This is a genomic window from Agrobacterium rosae (assembly GCF_002915175.1).
GTDB lineage: Bacteria > Pseudomonadota > Alphaproteobacteria > Rhizobiales > Rhizobiaceae > Agrobacterium > Agrobacterium rosae.
Genome location: NZ_NXEJ01000004.1, coordinates 301,133 through 320,249, shown reverse-complemented (window position 1 = coordinate 320,249; position 19,117 = coordinate 301,133). Strand labels below are relative to the sequence as shown.

15 protein-coding genes are annotated in these 19,117 nt (G+C 56.4%); 6 read left to right on the top strand and 9 right to left on the bottom strand.

Annotation, left to right across the window (positions count from 1 at the left end):
• Positions 1-109: 109 nt before the first annotated feature.
• From CPJ18_RS08885 to clpP, 5 genes are all read right to left on the bottom strand, one after another.
• Entirely contained in the window at positions 110-2,305 is a 2,196-nt protein-coding gene (locus CPJ18_RS08885) for an esterase-like activity of phytase family protein (RefSeq protein ID WP_103657769.1), read from the bottom strand.
• A gap of 222 nt (positions 2,306-2,527) precedes the next feature.
• On the bottom strand, positions 2,528-2,821 hold the full coding sequence (hupB, locus tag CPJ18_RS08880; RefSeq protein WP_448726493.1) for a DNA-binding protein HupB: 294 nt from the start codon (positions 2,819-2,821) through the stop codon (positions 2,528-2,530).
• A gap of 183 nt (positions 2,822-3,004) precedes the next feature.
• Entirely contained in the window at positions 3,005-5,422 is a 2,418-nt protein-coding gene (lon, locus tag CPJ18_RS08875) for an endopeptidase La (RefSeq protein ID WP_103657768.1), read from the bottom strand.
• Positions 5,423-5,837: 415 nt separating this feature from the next.
• The gene (clpX, locus tag CPJ18_RS08865) at positions 5,838-7,115 is read right to left on the bottom strand and encodes an ATP-dependent Clp protease ATP-binding subunit ClpX (protein ID WP_103657766.1); all 1,278 of its coding nucleotides are present in this window, start codon (positions 7,113-7,115) and stop codon (positions 5,838-5,840) included.
• A gap of 360 nt (positions 7,116-7,475) precedes the next feature.
• A complete protein-coding gene (gene clpP, locus CPJ18_RS08860; protein WP_077117071.1) occupies positions 7,476-8,108 on the bottom strand; it encodes an ATP-dependent Clp endopeptidase proteolytic subunit ClpP in 633 nt (210 codons plus the stop codon).
• A gap of 485 nt (positions 8,109-8,593) precedes the next feature.
• On the opposite strand from clpP, the gene CPJ18_RS08855 reads away from it, so the two are divergent.
• The 3 genes from CPJ18_RS08855 to CPJ18_RS08845 all read left to right on the top strand — a co-directional run bounded on the left by CPJ18_RS08855 (position 8,594) and on the right by CPJ18_RS08845 (position 12,920).
• Entirely contained in the window at positions 8,594-9,805 is a 1,212-nt protein-coding gene (locus CPJ18_RS08855; protein WP_245445368.1) for a GGDEF domain-containing protein, read from the top strand.
• A 68-nt stretch (positions 9,806-9,873) separates the two neighbouring features.
• A complete protein-coding gene (gene ggt / locus CPJ18_RS08850) occupies positions 9,874-11,631 on the top strand; it encodes a gamma-glutamyltransferase (protein WP_103657764.1) in 1,758 nt (585 codons plus the stop codon).
• A gap of 41 nt (positions 11,632-11,672) precedes the next feature.
• Complete coding sequence (locus CPJ18_RS08845) at positions 11,673-12,920, top strand: cytochrome P450 (RefSeq protein WP_103657763.1); 1,248 nt, start codon at positions 11,673-11,675, stop codon at positions 12,918-12,920.
• Positions 12,921-12,935: 15 nt separating this feature from the next.
• On the opposite strand, the gene CPJ18_RS08840 is transcribed toward CPJ18_RS08845, so the two are convergent.
• Entirely contained in the window at positions 12,936-13,292 is a 357-nt protein-coding gene (locus tag CPJ18_RS08840; protein ID WP_103657762.1) for a cupin domain-containing protein, read from the bottom strand.
• A gap of 45 nt (positions 13,293-13,337) precedes the next feature.
• Positions 13,338-14,597: a glycerate kinase type-2 family protein gene (locus tag CPJ18_RS08835; RefSeq protein WP_103657761.1), complete on the bottom strand. Its 1,260-nt coding sequence runs from the start codon at positions 14,595-14,597 to the stop codon at positions 13,338-13,340.
• A 145-nt stretch (positions 14,598-14,742) separates the two neighbouring features.
• On the opposite strand from CPJ18_RS08835, the gene CPJ18_RS08830 reads away from it, so the two are divergent.
• A complete protein-coding gene (locus tag CPJ18_RS08830; protein ID WP_077117083.1) occupies positions 14,743-14,976 on the top strand; it encodes a flagellar basal body-associated FliL family protein in 234 nt (77 codons plus the stop codon).
• A 9-nt stretch (positions 14,977-14,985) separates the two neighbouring features.
• Here the strand turns inward: CPJ18_RS08830 and CPJ18_RS08825 are convergent, their stop codons facing one another.
• On the bottom strand, positions 14,986-16,713 hold the full coding sequence (locus CPJ18_RS08825; protein WP_103657921.1) for an ABC transporter ATP-binding protein: 1,728 nt from the start codon (positions 16,711-16,713) through the stop codon (positions 14,986-14,988).
• Between the two features lie 224 nt (positions 16,714-16,937).
• Here CPJ18_RS08825 and CPJ18_RS08820 point away from each other — a divergent pair, with 224 nt between their 5' ends.
• The gene (locus CPJ18_RS08820) at positions 16,938-18,131 is read left to right on the top strand and encodes an AI-2E family transporter (protein WP_103657920.1); all 1,194 of its coding nucleotides are present in this window, start codon (positions 16,938-16,940) and stop codon (positions 18,129-18,131) included.
• Positions 18,132-18,137: 6 nt separating this feature from the next.
• Here the strand turns inward: CPJ18_RS08820 and CPJ18_RS08815 are convergent, their stop codons facing one another.
• Positions 18,138-18,593, bottom strand: coding sequence for a GNAT family N-acetyltransferase (locus CPJ18_RS08815; protein WP_103657760.1), 456 nt, complete (start codon positions 18,591-18,593; stop codon positions 18,138-18,140).
• Between the two features lie 111 nt (positions 18,594-18,704).
• On the opposite strand from CPJ18_RS08815, the gene CPJ18_RS08810 reads away from it, so the two are divergent.
• Positions 18,705-19,115 (top strand): hypothetical protein, encoded by a 411-nt coding sequence (locus CPJ18_RS08810; protein WP_077101251.1) that lies wholly within the window; start codon positions 18,705-18,707, stop codon positions 19,113-19,115.
• Positions 19,116-19,117 lie beyond the last annotated feature (2 nt).

Genomic DNA, 19,117 nt, shown 5'->3' with positions numbered 1-19,117 from the left:
GCGATCAAGTCCTGATCGCAAAAAGACTCCTTCTCGCCGCAGACGCAGCGAACTGGATTCCGGCTCAAGGCCGGAATGACGGAGAAATAAGCCTTGCAGCTTATTAAGCTTAGTTCGTACCCTTCAGATCGACCGGGAAGAACAGCGTCTCACCAGAGGAATCATCCACGCCGTCATTGTCGGTCACGGCAAATGCCTTACCGGACTTGTCGAAGGCGAAACCTTCCAGCTTGTCTACGACGTAGCCGTTCTGTGCCTTGAGGTCGGGCAAGAAGTCGTGGACTTCGGTCTTTTTGACCAATGGCAGCTCGCCACCGATTTTGCCGGGCTTCAGGTCGGCAATCGCGACGCTGTAGAGCTTCTTGATCTTTGCCTTGTCGCCGATCAGGTTGTCTCGCTCGACGATGTAAACATTGTCGCCGTGGGCGGTGATTTCAGACAGACCGACCCAGCCATCCTTGGTCTTGTCCAGCGGATAGTGCACAGCGCCCCATTCCTTGGACTTCAGATTGTAGGACACGAGTTTGACCATGCCCTTTTCGTTCTTGCCCCATTCGCGCTGAACGGCCATCCACAGCGTGGCCTCATCACCCTTGCCGATCAGGGTGATGCCTTCGAAGCCGAAGCGGGTTTCGCCTTCCAGCAGGTCTTTCGGAAGAGCGATTTCGGTCTTGATTTCACCCTTGGCGGTGACGTTGTAAAGCGCATGTGGAACGAGCTTGTCGCTGTTGCCTTCGGACGCGACCCAGAAGCCGCCTTTACCATCAAGCGTGATGCCTTCCATATCCAGCTTCTGCGCTGGCTGGCCGTCGCGCTTGACGCGCAGGACGCTGGTAATGACGGCAGGCTTCTTTGTGGCGTCGATCGTGTAGATCGACGGCTGGTTGCCGTAGACGGAGTCGGAGATGGCATAGAGAATGCCATCCTTTTCCGCATCGCCAACGAGGCCGGAAAGAGCGCCCCAACCAATGGGTGCACCATCGACTGTGGCCGAGGTGAGTTGCGGATAAGCCGCCTGCCCTTCCGAACGCTCATAAATCATGACGTGCGAACGTGCTGCACCATCTTCCACCAGATCGGCTTCGTTGGCTGTGACCAGCAGGTTGCGCGATGGAATGGCGACAGCACCCTCAGGCGAGATACCTGATGGAAGGATCTGTGTCAGCTGCGGCTCGCCGCCCGTGTCCTTGTAAACGCCGACGACGGACGCACGCTCAGCCAGGACGAAGAAATACTTGTCGTTGCCGAATGTTGCGGCTTCCAGGCCTTCAGGCTCGATGCCTTTCGCCTTGGACCGCTTTTCCGGGTAGTGGCCGATGGCCGCAACCGCATGCTCGAAGGACGAGCCAGCTTCGTAAAGCAGCTTCCCAGTCTTGTCGAAAATCGTGAAGCCGCGCGAACCGCCCTGCCAGTCGCCCTCGTTGGCGATGACGATGCGGTCATTGTCCAGCCACTTCACGGCGTCGGGCTCGCGCTTGCGCGCGTCCTGCTTGTCGGTGAACTTCAGCTGACCATCGGTTTTGGTGTCGATGCCTGTCAAATCGACAGTACCGGCGGAAAAATGGCTCGTGACCTTGCCGCTTTTGCCATCAACGATCACGATATGGTTGTTTTCCTGAAGCGTCAGGGCAATCTCACCATTGGCATTGATGGAAACGAATTCCGGCTCTGGATCCTCAGGGGAGATTTCGGCAAGACCGGTAACGTCGATCTTCTTCAGCGTCGAGCAATCCGGCGCGCCATCCTTCAGTCCGATGGTGACGAGGAAGCCTGCGGGCATCTGTGGGAGTGCGCCGTCATTGACCTCTTCATCGCGCTCGTTTTCGATGGCAATGGCAACGAAGCTCTCATCCGGGGAAACGGCAACCGAGTCTGGCTGGCCACCGAGCTCGCAGCTTGCTTCGATCTTCTTGGTCGCGATATCCACCGTGACCAGTTTACCAGACGGCTTCACGAAGCTCTCAGACGTGTTGACGCCCGCCAGAACTTTTGCACCTGATACCGTAACCGAGGTCGGCTCGCCATCCATCATCAGCGCGCCAAGGGCCTTTGGAGCCTTTGCGTCCTTGATGTCAACGAAACCGATGCCGCCAAGCGGGCTGTCGGAATAGATCAGCGTATTGCCGTCTTCGCTGGCCGTAACGATTTCCGCAGACGTCGTCGTCTTCTCATCCTTGTCGGTAGGAAGGTTCAAAGCGACCGGAAACGAGGAGATGCGGTTGAAGACCTGCTCGGCGGCGACGGGAAATGCGGCGGAAGCGAAAAGCGCTGCGGTCAGCGCAGCACTCGAAAAACGAAATGTCATGGTGTCCCCTTCAGTGCACTGGAAAAATGCATGAGTGGGCTTTTGCGACATGGACGTGACAGGCCAATGACAATCAGAAGGTGATGATAAACAAAAAGCCCGGCTTGAAGCCGGGCTCTTCGCATTTCTTCGGCGTTCTTTCGCAAAACTGCGCAAACAGCCAAATTTTCCTCGTAGACCTCGAAACCGTTCGCCCGCCGCGGGCAAACAGCCTCTTGAAACTTAGGAGTTAACAGCTTCCTTCAGGCCCTTGCCTGCGGAGAACTTTGGTACGTTGCGAGCCGGAATATCGACTTCTGCACCCGTGGATGGGTTACGACCCTTCGAAGCTTCGCGACGGCTGACAGTAAAGCTGCCGAAGCCAGCGAGACGAATATCGCCACCGCTCTTCAGTTCGTTCTGTACAGTTTCGAAAACTGCGTCGACCGCAGATGCGGCATCAGCCTTCGTAAGACCAGCCTTTTCGGCAACTGCAGAAACGAGCTCATTCTTGTTCATGTTTCCACCCCTTTCAATGGTTTGAAACGACTCAAATTGGATCGGCGCAGAATACTTATCTATTCGCGCACCGCCACCCAAAAGCGCCGGAATGGCCTGAAAAACAAGGGGTCCAGAGTTCTTTTCACAAAAAAGGCTGGCATTTCTGCCAGCCTTTTGACGATTTTGTGCTAATTTAGCATCATGATCTGCGGTCGCAACTCAATGCGCGATTGTCTGACCGGCATCATCGACGCCTTCAACAGTTGCAATAACCGGCGTCTCGATGCTGCCATCCCACTCGATCGGCTCTGGCATACGCACCAGCGCATGACGCAGAACTTCACCCATACGCGCGACCGGGATGATTTCCATCTCGTTCTTCACGTTGTCAGGAATCTCGGCCAGGTCCTTGGCATTTTCTTCCGGGATCAGCACCGTCTTGATGTTGCCGCGTAGCGCTGCAAGCAGCTTTTCCTTCAGGCCGCCGATGGGCAGCACACGGCCGCGCAGCGTGATCTCGCCGGTCATTGCGACATCCTTGCGAACAGGAATGCCGGTCATGATCGAGACGATCGCCGTTGCCATACCGACGCCGGCAGACGGGCCATCCTTCGGTGTCGCACCTTCGGGAACGTGAACGTGAATGTCCGACTTGTCGAAACGAGGCGGTTCGATCCCGAAATCCACCGCGCGCGAGCGAACATAGGATGCCGCGGCCGAAATGGATTCCTTCATCACTTCCTTCAGGTTACCGGTCACGGTCATGCGACCCTTGCCCGGCATCATGACGCCTTCGATCGTCAGCAATTCGCCGCCAACTTCCGTCCACGCCAGACCGGTAACGACACCAACCTGATCTTCGCCTTCGGCTTCACCGTGACGGTATCTTGGAACACCAAGGTAATCGTTGATGTTTGCAGCCGTAACGGCAACAGACGTCGACTTGCCCTTGATGATCTCGGTCACTGCCTTGCGGGCGAGTTTCATCAACTCACGCTCAAAGCTGCGAACACCGGCTTCGCGGGTATATTGCTGGCTGATGGCCATCAGGGCATCGTCGCTCACGGAAAACTCTTCCGGACGCAATGCATGTTCCTTGATTGCCTTGGGCAGCAAGTGACGCTTGGCGATTTCGCGCTTTTCGTCTTCCGTGTAACCGGCAATTCGAATGACTTCCATACGGTCCATCAATGGGCCTGGAATGTTCAGCGTGTTGGCGGTGGTCACGAACATCACGTCCGACAGGTCATATTCCACTTCGAGATAGTGGTCCATGAATGTGGAGTTCTGTTCCGGATCCAACACCTCCAGCAAAGCAGACGACGGATCGCCACGGAAGTCCTGGCCCATCTTGTCGATTTCATCGAGCAGGAAGAGCGGATTGGCCTTCTTTGCCTTCTTCATCGACTGGACGATCTTGCCAGGCATGGAACCGATATAGGTCCGACGATGGCCGCGGATTTCCGCTTCATCGCGAACGCCACCCAGCGCCATACGCACATATTCGCGACCTGTTGCCTTGGCGATGGACTTCGCAAGCGAGGTCTTACCAACGCCTGGAGGGCCAACGAGGCACAGGATCGGACCGCGGATTTTTGAAGCACGGGCCTGCACGGCCAGATATTCGACAATGCGTTCCTTGACTTTATCGAGGCCGAAATGATCCAGCTCGAGAACCGCTTCGGCAGCGTTCAGGTCCGTCTTGATCTTGGACTTCTTGCCCCATGGCAGACCAACCAGCCAATCCAGATAGTTGCGCACGACGGTTGCTTCCGCAGACATCGGGCTCATCTGGCGCAGCTTCTTCATCTCCGCATCGGCCTTTTCCTTGGCCTCCTTGGAGAGCTTGGTCTTGGCAATGCGCTCTTCCAGCTCGGCCATCTCGTCACGGCCATCTTCGCCGTCGCCGAGTTCCTTCTGGATCGCCTTCATCTGTTCGTTCAGGTAGTACTCGCGCTGCGTCTTCTCCATCTGGCGCTTGACGCGCGAGCGGATACGCTTTTCGACCTGCAGAACGGAAATCTCGCCTTCCATGAAGCCGAGTGCCTTTTCGAGGCGCTGCTTCACGCTCACCGTTTCCAGCATTTCCTGCTTTTCGGTGATCTTGATGGACAGATGAGAGGCAACCGTATCGGCCAGCTTTGAGTAATCATCGATTTGTCCGGCAGCACCAACGACTTCCGGCGAAATCTTCTTGTTGAGCTTCACGTAGCTTTCGAACTCGGAAACTACAGAGCGAGACAGCGCCTCGTTCTCGACAGGATCTTCCTCCGGCTCGTCCAGCAATACCGCTGTCGCTTCGTAGAAGTCTTCGCGGTCGGTGTATTCTTCGATCTTGGCGCGGCCTTTGCCTTCGACCAGAACCTTGACCGTTCCATCAGGCAGCTTCAGAAGCTGCAACACGTTGGCGACGGTGCCGACCTTGTGAATGGCAGATGTGTCAGGATCATCATCGCTGGCGTTGATCTGGGTGACCAGCATGATCTGCCTGTCCGAGCCCATGACTTCTTCCAGCGCACGAATAGACTTTTCCCGCCCGACGAATAGCGGAACGATCATGTGCGGGAAAACGACAATGTCGCGCAGAGGGAGTACGGGATATGTACCGCCAGATGCAGCAGACGTAATGTTCGTCATATCATTTCCTTTCAATGGCCTCTCTTGGGAGAGACACTTGCCGGACTATCTTGTGGGAGTTTCCGGCATATTCTTTGTCGTGACTGAAAGTGGAGTTCGCCACCGTCATTTTCAAGTCACAACAGCAGATACCCTTCCGTCCTGGACGGGATAAAACTTCAAATACGCTACACGCAACAATACGCTTTATATTTTCCGTTTTCCGCCCGCCACACCGAATCGGAAAAAGCAGCCGACATTCAAAAAAACGTCATATCGCGCTGCAAATCACTTCTAAAACTTTATCAGGAAAGCGCAATCCGCTCCAAACGCAAAATCGGATCACGACGCCATAATGCAACCTTTCCCGTGCATAAAACGCAAAAAAGGCCCACTTGCGGTGGGCCTTTCCATTTCAACGACGTGCGTTTGAAGCTTATGCCGAAACGTTGGCTTTTTCTTCCTGACGATCCGCATAGATGTAGAGCGGACGTGCGGCACCACTGACGACTTCGTCGGAGATGACCACTTCGCGAACGCCATCCAGTGTTGGCAGTTCGAACATCGTGTCGAGCAGGATTTTCTCCATGATCGAACGCAGTCCACGAGCACCGGTCTTGCGGGTAATCGCACGACGCGCGATTTCGCGAAGAGCATCGCCCTGGAATGTCAGTTCGACATCTTCCATCTCGAACAGGCGCTGGTACTGCTTGATCAGAGCGTTCTTCGGCTCCGACAGAATCTGGATCAGCGCATCTTCATCCAGGTCTTCGAGCGTCGCCAGAACGGGCAGACGGCCGATGAATTCAGGTATGAGGCCGAACTTGACCAGATCTTCCGGCTCCAGTTCGCGCAGCACTTCGCCCACACGACGATCGTCTTCCGCCTTTACCGTTGCGCCAAAACCAATGGAGGTCTTTTCGCCACGCGCAGAAATGATCTTGTCGAGACCGGCAAACGCACCGCCGCAGATGAACAGGATGTTGGTCGTATCCACCTGCAGGAATTCCTGCTGCGGATGCTTGCGGCCACCCTGTGGAGGAACGGATGCAACCGTGCCTTCCATGATCTTCAGAAGCGCCTGCTGAACGCCCTCGCCCGACACGTCACGCGTGATGGACGGGTTGTCGGACTTGCGGGAAATCTTGTCCACTTCATCGATATAGACGATGCCGCGCTGAGCGCGTTCAACGTTGTAATCGGCAGACTGGAGAAGCTTGAGGATGATGTTTTCAACATCTTCACCCACGTAACCGGCTTCCGTCAGCGTCGTCGCGTCAGCCATGGTGAAGGGAACGTCGATGATACGGGCCAAGGTCTGGGCAAGATAGGTCTTGCCGCAGCCGGTCGGTCCAACCAGCATGATGTTCGACTTCGCCAATTCGATGTCGCCGTTCTTGGAAGAATTCGCAAGGCGCTTGTAATGGTTGTGAACAGCCACGGACAGGATTTTCTTCGCCTGCTTCTGGCCGATGACATATTCGTCGAGAATCTTGATGATGTCCTGCGGGGTGGGAACACCCTCGCGCGATTTCACCATCGAGGTCTTGTTCTCCTCGCGGATGATGTCCATGCACAATTCGACGCATTCATCGCAAATGAACACTGTCGGCCCGGCAATGAGTTTCCGGACTTCGTGCTGGCTCTTGCCGCAGAATGAACAATAGAGTGTATTCTTAGAGTCGCCGCCGTTGCTGCCGCTGACTTTGCTCATATCACTTTCCTTCCAGCACGCCGCTGGTCCGCCAGGCGGATCGCGGTCAACTTACCGTCTGCCAACACGCCCGCTTTCCATAAGCTTTCGTATCGGCTTCGTTCCCGGGGCACTAACCGCATCAGATTGTGAACCTGAAACGGCGGCAACGAATTCCCCTTCAGCCACCGAAGCGACTATCGCTCCGGTTTTATTCGTCATTCGCCCCGTCATCAACCCAAAACGGATTTTTCGAGGCGACTCAAAGCTACGTCATAAAAATTCAACACAGCCTTAATATCTACTATTAGCGCTTTATTTTGTGGTTTAAACCCCCGATTTTCACTTCGCGGGTTCAAACAACAGTCATAAACGAAACGCTTAGCTGGCGATTGCGCCTTCCATCTCCTGACGCGAGGTCAGGATTTTGTCGATGACGCCCCAGTTCTTGGCCTCGTCCGCGTCCATAAAGTGGTCACGGTCCAGCGTGTTTTCAACTTCATCAAGCGTACGGCCCGTGTGCTTCACGTAGACTTCATTGAGGCGACGCTTCATCTTGATGATATCGCGCGCATGGCGTTCGATATCGGAAGCCTGGCCCTGGAAGCCGCCGGACGGCTGGTGAACCATGATGCGCGCATTCGGCGTGCAGAAACGCATGCCCTTTTCGCCAGCGGCGAGAAGCAGCGAGCCCATGGACGCAGCCTGACCAACGCACAGCGTGGAAACGGCCGGACGAATGAACTGCATCGTATCGTAGATCGCCATGCCGGCGGTTACGACGCCACCTGGCGAGTTGATGTAGAGCGCGATTTCCTTCTTCGGATTTTCCGATTCCAGAAACAGCAGCTGCGCGCAAACCAGCGACGCCATATGATCTTCCACCGGACCGGTGAGGAAGATGATACGTTCCTTGAGAAGGCGTGAGTAAATGTCATAGGACCGTTCGCCGCGATTGGTCTGCTCCACAACCATCGGCACCAGAGCCATGGCGGTATCAACTGGATTTGTCATGTCCGTCCTTTGTCAACTCTTACCCGGAGGCATCAGCACCCGGAATCAATTCAATTCGTGTACTCACTACATAGAGTGTGATGACACCGTTCTTCAAGGCTCGACGGCGTATATCCTTAATGACGTCCCGGCAAATTTCCCATGCCGCCATACTAGGCCGCCCGAAATGACGCCATACGAATTGATACGGTCGCATCCGTCATCAACGGCGAAACGGCAATTTGGTCAACCAATTCTTAAATTCAATATAAATATACACGCTCAACCTTTCGTAGCGTGAAGTAGAAACGACTTCTTAGGGATTAAACATAGATACTGCCGCCCGACCGATCTGCATCTCGATGATGCTTCAGGTTTTGCAGGACATTCATCTTCACGCGGAAATCTGAGCGCCGAACGATGCGCGCATGTGTTTCCTCATTCACGCCGAGACAGACAGGGATAGTGCAGTGCTAGACGCTAAAACAGGCATGCTTATCTGGTCCATGCAAACATTGACCCTCGCCGCCGTTCTGGCGGTGCTGTGGCTGCATAATCCGTCGAAGAAATATCATCTGTGCTTCGCATCCGGTTTCGCACTTGTCGGCATCGGCGCCATTCTCGTATCTTTGCGCGGGCAGATACCCAACTTCCTTTCGATCCAGGTCGGGAATACGATTTCACTGGCCGCATTCGGCTTTTGGCTTGCTGGTCTTTTGAAACTCGAAGACCGCAAGATCGACGGCTGGATCGCCATTCCCGCGCTCATATGGGTGGCTTTCATGTTCGTGCCGCCGGTTCGTGACAGCATGGAAGCCCGGATCATCCTCTATCACATCTGTGCCGCCGTTGGTTATTTCATGCTGGCCGGCGTTCTGGTGATGTCGAGCGAATACATATCGAAAACACGCAAGGTGCTGATTGGCGCACTGATCGTCCAGGCTTTCATGGGCGCGATAACCGCGTCGCTGGTAATCCCCTACAATCTGGCAACCGGACAGGTGGTGCCGCTGACGGCACCTGTTGCTGTGGCGGGGTCCTTCGGCTTTATCGTGCTGCTGATGATCAGCGTCAAAATGTTCATGGAAGATACCGAACGCCGTCTGCAACACCTCGCCATGACGGATCATCTGACCGGGACCTTGAACCGCCGTGGCATGACCGACGCCTTCGAGATGTTGAAAACGAAGGCTGGCAGCAAATCCCGCCACATCGCTCTCATCCTGTTCGATATCGATCACTTCAAGAACATCAACGACAGGTATGGCCACCAGTGCGGCGATGAGGTGTTGGTTCGGTTCTGCGCAGAGGCAGGCGACATCGTTCATGGACAAGGCGTTTTGATCCGCATGGGCGGCGAGGAATTCGCCTGCCTGATCGAAACCGACGATCCATCGAAAGCTGCAATCCTGGCGGAAGCCATCCGCATCCGCTTCAGCCGTCTCGCACTGTTTGGAGACAACGAAAGCTTCTTCGCAACGGTCAGCGCCGGTGTTTTCTACCAACGAGCCCCTGATGCCGATCTCGACGCGATGCTGACCATGTCCGACCGCGCGCTGTACGGAGCCAAGAAGGAAGGCCGCAACCGTACCGTCGTGCGCGAAGGGTCTATGAACATCGTCATGCCCGCAGACGACCGCGACGAAGACCCATGCGATAACAACGCCGACCGCCAGGTTGCCGCCCTCACCCGCATTACCCATATCGCAAATCGATAAACCACGACTTGACCTCGACGCGCTTGCGATCCCATCATGGCATCTGCGCAAGCGTTGGAGGTTTCGTCATGTATGTCGGGTTTTTCACCACCCTTCTGTTATCAGCAACAGTGGTTGCAGGCTCTGTTCAGGCCCAGCAGGCATCGGACACGATAGCCCCGGAAAAGGCGACAGGCACGACCAACGCTGCCCGTGTGGAGACGAAAAACTACATGGTCGCCGCCGCCAATCCGCTGGCTGCCGAGGCAGGCCGGAAGGTGATAGCCGATGGCGGCAATGCCATCGATGCCATGGTGGCCGTGCAGACGGTGCTGGGGCTTGTAGAGCCTCAAAGCTCCGGCCTGGGTGGCGGTAGCTTCCTCGTCTATTACGATGCCGCCGCAAACAAGATTACCACATTCGATGGGCGCGAAACCGCGCCGATGGAAGCGACACCAAAACTGTTCCTTGATGAAAGCGGCCAGCCGTTGAAGTTTCTGGATGCGGTGATTGGCGGGCGCTCCGTCGGTACGCCTGGCACGGTGCGATTGCTTTCCGATGTGCACAAGAAATACGGCACGAAACCCTGGGCCGGACTTTTTAGCCCCGCTGAAAAGCTTGCGAAAGACGGCTTTCAAGTCTCACCCCGCCTTGCATCCCTGATTGCAGCGGACGGAGACCGACTGAAGAAATATGAAGGAGCGCGTGGGTATTTCTACGATGCTGACGGCGCACCGCTGAAGGCAGGTGCCGTGCTCAAAAACCCAGCCTATGCGCAAACGCTGAACACGATTGCGACCAAAGGAGCGGATGCCTTTTATACCGGGCCGATTGCCGAGGCGATTGTCAAAACGGTTCGGGAAGCGAGCGGTAATCCCGGCGTTCTGTCTCTGCCCGATCTGGCAAACTATCGCACGAAAGAGCGCGAGCCGGTCTGCGCGAAATACCGCGCGCTTGATATTTGCGGCATGGGACCACCCTCCTCCGGCGCTGTCGCCGTGGGTCAGATATTGGGCGTTGTTGAAAACTTCGACATCAAGGCGCTTGGGCCGGATAATGTCGAAAGCTGGCGGTTGATCGGAGATGCGCAGCGTCTGGCCTTTGCCGACCGCGAACGTTACCTGGCCGACCCGGATTTCATGCCTTTGCCCATCAAAGGTCTGCTGACAAAGGATTATCTCGCCACCCGCGCTTCGTTGCTGGATGGAGAAAAGGCACTTGCTCCCGATGCCGTCAAAGCAGGCGAGCCGACATGGGATCACGCCCTGCTGTTCGGCCGTGGCCCGGCGCTGGAAATGCCGTCCACCAGCCATTTTGTGATTGTCGACAAGCAGGGCAACGTTCTCTCCATGACGACGACCATCGAAGGCGGCTTCGGTTCGCGCCTGATGACCAACGGCTTTTTACTGAACAACGAACTGACGGATTTCTCCTTCAAGACCCATGACGGCAGCCTGCCGGTGGCCAACCGCGTGGAGCCCGGCAAGCGCCCTCGCTCCTCCATGGCACCGACAATCGTGATGAAGGATGGCAAGCCGCTGATGGCCATCGGCTCACCCGGCGGCAGCCAGATTATCGGTTATGTTGCGCAGGCTCTGATTGCCTATATCGACTGGGGCATGCCGGTCGAAAAAATTGTCGCGCAACCACACCTCATCAACCGTTTCGGCACCTATGACATCGAAGCCGGGACGGATGCGGAGAAGTTCGCAGAGCCATTGAAAGCAATGGGTTACGAGGTGAAGCCCGGCGAGATGAACTCCGGCCTGCACGCCATCGAAATCACCGCCAACGGCCTCGTCGGCAGCGCCGATCCGCGCCGTGAAGGTGTGGCCGTCGGCGAATAGAATCGCTTCCGTGAAGGGTAGGTTTGCGCTAGAGATCGGGCATGAAAAACGTGCCTGATTTCCTCCGCATCGACACCGACACTCGCTCGGTTTCACTCGACGCCCGCAATCCAGATTTCTACAGCGACCCCAACTCCGTCTACGCGGCGTTGCATGCGCACTGTCCCACATTTTACTGGGAGGAGCAGAAGCAATGGTTCTTCACCGGCTATGACCACGTGAACGCATTGCTGCGGGACCGCCGTTTCGGACGGCAAATCCTGCATGTCGCAACCCGCGAAGAACTTGGCCTGCCAGAGCCTCTCGAACACGTCCGTCATTTCGATGCGGCCGAGCGCCATTCGCTGCTGGAGATAGAGCCACCGGAACATACGCGGCTGCGGACGCTGGTAAACCGCGCCTTCGTCTCTCGCCATGTCGAGAAGATGAAGCCGGAAATCGAAGCGCTGGCCAACGGGCTGATCGATCGTTTCGAAAAAGACGGCAAGACGGAGCTATTGTCGTCGTTCGCTGATATCATTCCCGTGACGATGATTGCGCGGATGATCGGCATTCCCGAAGAAGTGGGCCCGCAACTGCTGAAATGGTCGCATGCCTATGTCGGCATGTACATGTTCAAGCGCACCCGCGACGATGAACTGGCAGCCGACATCGCCGCAAAGGAATTTGCCGATTACGTCCGCAGCGTGATTGCAGAGCGCCGCGCGGAACCGAAAGACGACCTGCTCAGCCACATGATCCATACGGAGCATAAGGGCCAGTACCTCACCGACGACGAATTGATTTCGACCACCATCGTTCTGCTGAATGCTGGCCACGAGGCCACCGTCCACCAGATCGGCAATTCCGTCCGCGTCATCCTCGAAAGCGGCAGCGACCCTGCTTTGCTGTTTCAGGACGAGAAATCAACCGAGAGAACGGTGGAAGAAACACTACGTATCGGCGCGCCCGTTCACATCTTCCAACGCTGGGCGCTGGAGGCGGTCGAGATCGACGGCATCACCTTCAAGCGCGGCGACAAAGTCAGCCTCATCCTCGCCGCCGCCAATCTCGACCCACAAAAATTCACCGACCCGCTTATCTTCAAGCCCTACCGCGCCGAGGCCCCCAACCTATCCTTCGGTGCCGGCATCCACTTCTGCATCGGCGCACCGCTGGCAAGGCTGGAACTCAACATCGTGTTGCCGCTGCTGTTCAAGCGCTTGCCGGGGCTACGCATAGCGGAACAGCCAAAGGTGAAAGACGTCTATCATTTCTATGGGCTGGAGCGGCTGGATTTGGTTTGGTGACACCTGTCGCGCTGACTATAGCCTCACCACATAATCCTTGCGCGTCGTCTCCACCACTTCCCATGTGCCTTTGAAACCCGGGCGGATGATGTGGCGGTCTCCGGATTTGAGGTGGATGGGCTGGCCGTTGTCTTCGGTCAGGATCGAGTGGCCTTCGAGGATGCTGAAATATTCCCACTCGTCATATTCGACGCGCCATTTGCCGGGGGTGGATTGCCAGATTCCAGCGTAGATGCCGCCGGTGGCTTCTTCGATGCTCCATGTGGTGAACTTCGGGTTGCCGGAAATCAGACGGTCGGGGGCTGGTGCGCCGTCTTCTGGCTGGATCGCGGCGAGGTCGCCATCTGGCTTGAAGTTGAGAATGTTCGTCATGAGCGACTTTCCTGATTTGATATTTTCATCCTGTGGTCTGCCGGATTACTCCAGTAGAAACGCCCGGAAATCATTGACGTTTGTCCCTGTCGGGCCCGGCACGAAGAGATCACCTGCGAGATCGAAGGCGGACCATGCGTCGTGGCCTGATAGAAGTGCGCGAGCATCGCCGCCCGCAGCGCGAATGCGGGTGATGCTATCGCCATCGCAAAACGCGCCTGCGTTATTTTCCGAACCGTCGATGCCGTCAGTATCTGCCGCAAGGGCGGTCACGCCCGTGATTCCCTGTAGATCGAGCGCGGCAGACAGCAAAAATTCGGCGTTGCGTCCACCCTTGCCATAACGACCGCTGCCGATCGTCACCGTGGTTTCTCCGCCGGAAAGCAGCAACAAAGGCTTGTCGAACGCGCCATTCACGGCAAACTCCCGGGCGAGCGCCGCATGCATACGGCCCACGTCCTTCGCCTCGCCTTCAATGGTATCGGACAGGATAAGAGGATGCACGCCCCGCTGCCGGGCAAGCTCTGCCGCTGCGTTGAGAGAGACGCGTGACGAAGCGATGACATGGACTTCGTTTGCAGCAAAAATCGCGTCCGTCGGTTTTGGCGCTGTCGCGTAGCTGATTCTTTCGATCATCCGTTCTGGCAGGTCGATTCGGTAGGCGCGGATGGTGTGCAAAGCTTCGTCGGCATCGCTTTCATCGGGCACGGTCGGACCCGATGCCACGAATGCCGGGTTGTCACCGGGGACATCTGACACAACTAGAGAAACGACGCGAGCGGGATAGGCCAGCGCGGCAAGTCTGCCACCCTTGATGCGAGAAAAATGCTTGCGCACCACATTCATCGCAGAGATCGGCGCGCCGGATGCTAGCAGCGCTTCATTGAGTGCGATCTCATCAGCCAGCGTGAAACCCTCGGGCGGTGCGGGCAAAAGAGCCGAGCCGCCACCGGAGATCAGTGCGATGACCAGATCATCCGCCGTCAGCCCTTGAACATGCGCCATCAGCGACTGCGCGGCATAAAGGCCGGCGTCGTCCGGGACGGGGTGTGCAGATTGGAGAACCTTGGTGCGGTGACATTCTGCGATCGGGCCGTGGCGCGCGACGACCAGTCCGTCGAACGGGTGCGGCCATGCGCGCTCGAACGCCTGCGCCATCTGGCTTGCCGCCTTGCCTGCACCGATAACGATGGTGCGGCCTTTTGGACGCTCCGGCAGGTGTCTTAGGATCGCCTCATAGGGATCAGCAGCCTTGACCGCTGAGAAAAACAACTCCTCCAGCAAAGCGCGCGGATTGGAAATCAAATCGGTCCTCCATCGGGCATCTAACGTGGCGTTTCGCCGACACAATGACGGGCGTCATCCGTCACTGCAAGGTCATCCCGTTGAACTTCGCACGGAGTTACGCGTTGGCCCTAGCAGCAAAGATTCGCAAAACCAGGGGGATGACATGTCCAACACAGAAAATCTCGGACCGGAATATCACGACGATAAAAACAAGGACCGCTTACGCGGTCGCAAGATCATATGGTCGCGCCGCAAATCCAGCCCCTGGACGTTTACGATGCTGATCATCGTGGTATTGATCGTGGCGGCAGGTGCCGTCGCTGTTACCTATCTCGTCAATTCACATCCGGGAAAACCGGAGGCAAACCCGACGATTGACACGCCAGCAGCGCGGTAATCGGCACACTCACACCAGCAGTTGAGCGCCGAATTGCGCTTCGTAAAGGCGGCTGTATGGCCCTTTTGAAGCCAGAAGCGCGTGATGATCGCCCGTTTCAACGATGCCGCTTTCATCCACCACAACGATGCGTGACGCGTCGCGGATAGTTGCCAGTCTGTGGGCGATGACCAACGTCGTGCGGCCCTGGGCGAGCTCCGCAAGCGATTGCTGGATGGCTCTTTCCGTTTCGGTATCGAGAGCGGATGTTGCCTCGTCCAGAATGAGAATCGGCGGGTTTTTCAGGAACATGCGCGCAATCGCCATGCGCTGTTTTTGACCGCCAGAGAGTTTCGCACCGCGTTCGCCGATAACAGTGTCCATGCCATCGGGCATATCCTGAATCACGCTGTCCAGCCGGGCTCTGCGTGCGGCTTCCCAGATATCCGTTTCATTCGCACCGAGACGCCCGTATTCGATGTTTTCGCGGATCGTTCCACCAAACAGAAACACGTCCTGCTGGACGATGCCGATCTGGCTGCGCAGTGACGCAAGCGTCATGTGCCTGATATCGATGCCATCGATGCTGATCGAGCCGCCCGTGACTTCATAAAAACGCGGTAGCAGCGAGCACAGCGTGGTCTTTCCCGCGCCGGACGGACCAACGAACGCAACCGTTTCGCCCGCCTTGATCGTCAAATCAATGTTGCTGAGAACCTGCTTTCCATCGCTATAGCCGAAGCTCACATCCTTGTACGCGATTTCGCCGCGCAAGGCCGGTGCAACGATAGCGTTGGGTGCATCGGCAATATCCGGATCGGTATCGATCAGTTCTGTAAACCGACGAAAACCGGCAATGCCCTTGGGATAGGTTTCGATGACGGAATTGATTTTTTCGACCGGGCGGAAGAACACATTGACCAGCAACAGAAAGCCGATGAACCCGCCACTCGTCAGATCACCAGTCAGGACGAACCATGCGCCGCAGATCATGATGATCATCTGCGTCAGACGCATGCTCATGTAACTCAGCGACGTGCTGGCCGCCATGATCTTGTAGGCGTTGAGTTTGGTCTGGCGGTAGTTCTGGTTATCCTGTTCGAACAGCGCGCGCTCGTGATCTTCATTTGCAAATGCCTGAACGACGCGCATGCCACCGACATTTTCCTCGATGCGCGCATTGAACGCGCCGACACGGCCGTAGAGCGCGCGGAAATTATTGGTCATGCGGGCACCGTAGCGGCTCGTCACCCACGCCGTTACAGGCACAATGGCGGCGGTGATCAGCGCCAGCGGCACATTGACCGACATCATCAGCAGGAAAGCGCCGAGAAAGGTCATGATGGCAATGAACAGGTCTTCAGGCCCGTGATGCGCCACCTCGCCTATTTCTTCGAGATCCTTGGTGAGTCGCCCCACCAGATGACCAGTTTTCTGATTGTCGAAGAACCGGAAGGACAGCTTCTGCAAATGATCGAACGCATGTCTGCGCATATCCGTTTCGATATTGATGCCCAGCATATGTCCCCAATAGGTGACAGTCGCCATTAACCCGGTGTTCAGCACGTAGATTACTAGAAGACCGATGGATGCCATCAGGATGAGCTGCCAGTCCCCCGCTGGCATCAACACATCCACGAAGACCTTGACCGCCATGGGAAAACCGAGTTCCAAAAGGCCCGAAAGCACGGCGCAGGAGAAATCGAGAATGAACAGACCCCTGTAAGGCCGGTAGTAGGAGAAGAAGCGGCGAAGCATGTTTTTGTCCATAACGGCGCGAAGCCGCCGTAAAGTTGTAAAATCAGCCTTCAACTCTCATATTTGTTTCCGCAGGCCAAGGCGCGTTGCGTTATTTTTAAGAAAATGCCCCGAATAAATGAGCGAACACTATAAAAACGAAATGGTGATGTAATATGTTGTAAACTGTCCACTAAATGATGACAGAATACGATCCATTCGGGGAATGCGAAAGAGACGCCGTTTTGACGAAAATCGACAATCATAGAAAAAGCGGAGAGCCGCGTTGGCTAAGCCCGGCCACCCACGCTCGTACTGCACTCGTACCGTCCATTTCAGCCGCCCGTTGGCTCCTGTTTCTGATTGTCGCTGCTGGCATCTATTTCTTCTATGGCTTTCTTGTGCCCGTCTTGGCGGCACTCGTCATCGGTTTTGCCAGCTGGCCAGTCTATCGTGAACTGCTTCGTCGCGTCGGCGGCAACACCACGGTGGGTGCGACAATCGCGTTGCTTCTCATCATCGCTTTCCTCATTGTTCCCATTTTCATCGCCGCCTCCTACACCGCCAGCGAAGTTCGCGAATGGTTCGGCTGGGCGGTGGAAGTCAACAAAACCGGCGCTCCCGTGCCCGAATGGATTGCTGCCCTGCCCGGCGTTGGCGCATGGATGAGCGAGCAGTGGGTTCGCTACATCGGCACACCCGGTGCCATCGGCGAAGTCATTCAACTCGTCAGTGGTGCCAATATCGGCAATATCTACCGCGCCATCGTGGCGGCCGGGAATGGTGCCTTCCACCTTATCCTAACGCTGCTTTTCATGCTGATTGCGCTGTTTTTCGTCTATCGCAACGGCGTGAGTTTCGCGCGCCAGATCGACCTGGTTGGAGAGCGCATTTTGCCCACGCGGTGGGAACGCATTTCCCGCGTCGTTCCGGCCACGATCAGCTCCACGGTCACAGGCATGACGCTGATCGCGATTGGCGAAGGCATCATTCTGGGCATCGCCTATTGGATCGCAGGCGTTCCCTCGCCCGTCACGCTGGGTGTTTTGACCGGTGTCATGGCGCTCATTCCCGGTGGTGCGCCGCTGTCCTTCACTTTGGTGTCCGTCTATCTCGTTGCCAGCGGTTCCGTAACCGCAGGTATCGCGCTGTTCGCTTGGGGCTCTATCGAGCTTTTCATCGTCGACAAAACCATCCGCCCGCGCCTTGTTGGCGGCCCCATCAAGCTGCCGTTCCTGCCGACCTTCTTCGGTCTGGTCGGCGGCGTGAAGACAATGGGGTTCCTCGGACTGTTTATCGGTCCGGTCCTGATGGCGTTGCTGGTTGCGGTGTGGCGGGAATGGGTGCGCGAAGTGGAGATATCGGCAATCGAAGCCGACATGGCCGAGACCACGGCGGAGATCGATGAACCTCCACCGCTGCGAAAGACCGCGATCTAATCGGCTTTAAAGCGTCAATTCCATGAACATGCTCAGGGGGTCAGGCTTGTACGGCGGGAAGGGTTCGATTTCTACGAAGCCCGCCTTACGGTAGAGCCCGATCGCTTCCGGTTGGCTGATTCCGGTTTCCAGACGGATGGCCGATAGTCCCAGCCCCTGCCCGCGCGCGATAACAGCCTGCATCATCAACTTACCGATGCTGAGCCCGCGCGCTTCCGGATCAACGAACATACGTTTGATTTCGGCCGTGCCGTCCCCCGCTTCCACAAGTGCGCAGCAGCCGACAATCGTGCCTTCATTTCGCGCCACGAAGAATGACGCATTCGGCTTCTCAAGCGCGTCGAGATCCACCATGTGGTTGCTTTCCGCCGGATAAAGCGAGGCCATGTAGGCGTTCGACATCTCCATAAGACGTTGGATTTCCGGCTGGCGCGGATGCTCGAGTTTGATTTCAACTGACATTGTATTTCCGTTAATTTTTCTGAATGCCCAACTGTTCGTCGCAATAAGACTGCAATTGCGTTAGATCACTCCGGTTTGTAGGATTCTCCGGCCAGAGGCAACAGAGCGAAAATGCGAACAGCGCTTGTTTTAATGACCATTCTCGGCTGCGACGACAGTGCGACCGATTGCCAGCACATCGCCACGCTTCAACAACGTTGGACGAGCATAGAACTGTGCGATGCCGAATCGGAAAAACAGCTCGGCAATTTTGCGAATGCGTCCTATCCGGTCATCGTCGCCGTTTGCCAGACGCCCGAAACGCCAAAGAACGAGACGGCGAAAGCCGATGCACAGACGCCGGATGTATCTGGCGTCGCGCCTGCTCTCGCACCGCAGGAAGAACAGACCCTGACACAACGCGCCATTGGCCGCGTTCGCAAGATTTTGCCGTCCACGGAAGGCGTCAAGGAAGTGCTTGGCAAGCCGGTGCGCATGGTGGAAGACAGCTATTCCTGGATCGCCCGGCGCTTCACAAAATAAGT

Coding starts and splice junctions, on each gene's coding strand:
- CPJ18_RS08825 (WP_103657921.1), bottom strand. CDS start 16,713: ATGCTTCGCCGCTTCTTCTCCTACTACCGGCCTTACAGGGGTCTGTTC.
- CPJ18_RS08885 (WP_103657769.1), bottom strand. CDS start 2,305: ATGACATTTCGTTTTTCGAGTGCTGCGCTGACCGCAGCGCTTTTCGCT.
- clpP (WP_077117071.1), bottom strand. CDS start 8,108: ATGACAAATCCAGTTGATACCGCCATGGCTCTGGTGCCGATGGTTGTG.
- clpX (WP_103657766.1), bottom strand. CDS start 7,115: ATGAGCAAAGTCAGCGGCAGCAACGGCGGCGACTCTAAGAATACACTC.
- CPJ18_RS08810 (WP_077101251.1), top strand. CDS start 18,705: ATGCGAACAGCGCTTGTTTTAATGACCATTCTCGGCTGCGACGACAGT.
- CPJ18_RS08815 (WP_103657760.1), bottom strand. CDS start 18,593: ATGTCAGTTGAAATCAAACTCGAGCATCCGCGCCAGCCGGAAATCCAA.
- lon (WP_103657768.1), bottom strand. CDS start 5,422: ATGACGAACATTACGTCTGCTGCATCTGGCGGTACATATCCCGTACTC.
- CPJ18_RS08845 (WP_103657763.1), top strand. CDS start 11,673: ATGAAAAACGTGCCTGATTTCCTCCGCATCGACACCGACACTCGCTCG.
- CPJ18_RS08855 (WP_245445368.1), top strand. CDS start 8,594: ATGCAAACATTGACCCTCGCCGCCGTTCTGGCGGTGCTGTGGCTGCAT.
- CPJ18_RS08830 (WP_077117083.1), top strand. CDS start 14,743: ATGTCCAACACAGAAAATCTCGGACCGGAATATCACGACGATAAAAAC.
- CPJ18_RS08840 (WP_103657762.1), bottom strand. CDS start 13,292: ATGACGAACATTCTCAACTTCAAGCCAGATGGCGACCTCGCCGCGATC.
- ggt (WP_103657764.1), top strand. CDS start 9,874: ATGTATGTCGGGTTTTTCACCACCCTTCTGTTATCAGCAACAGTGGTT.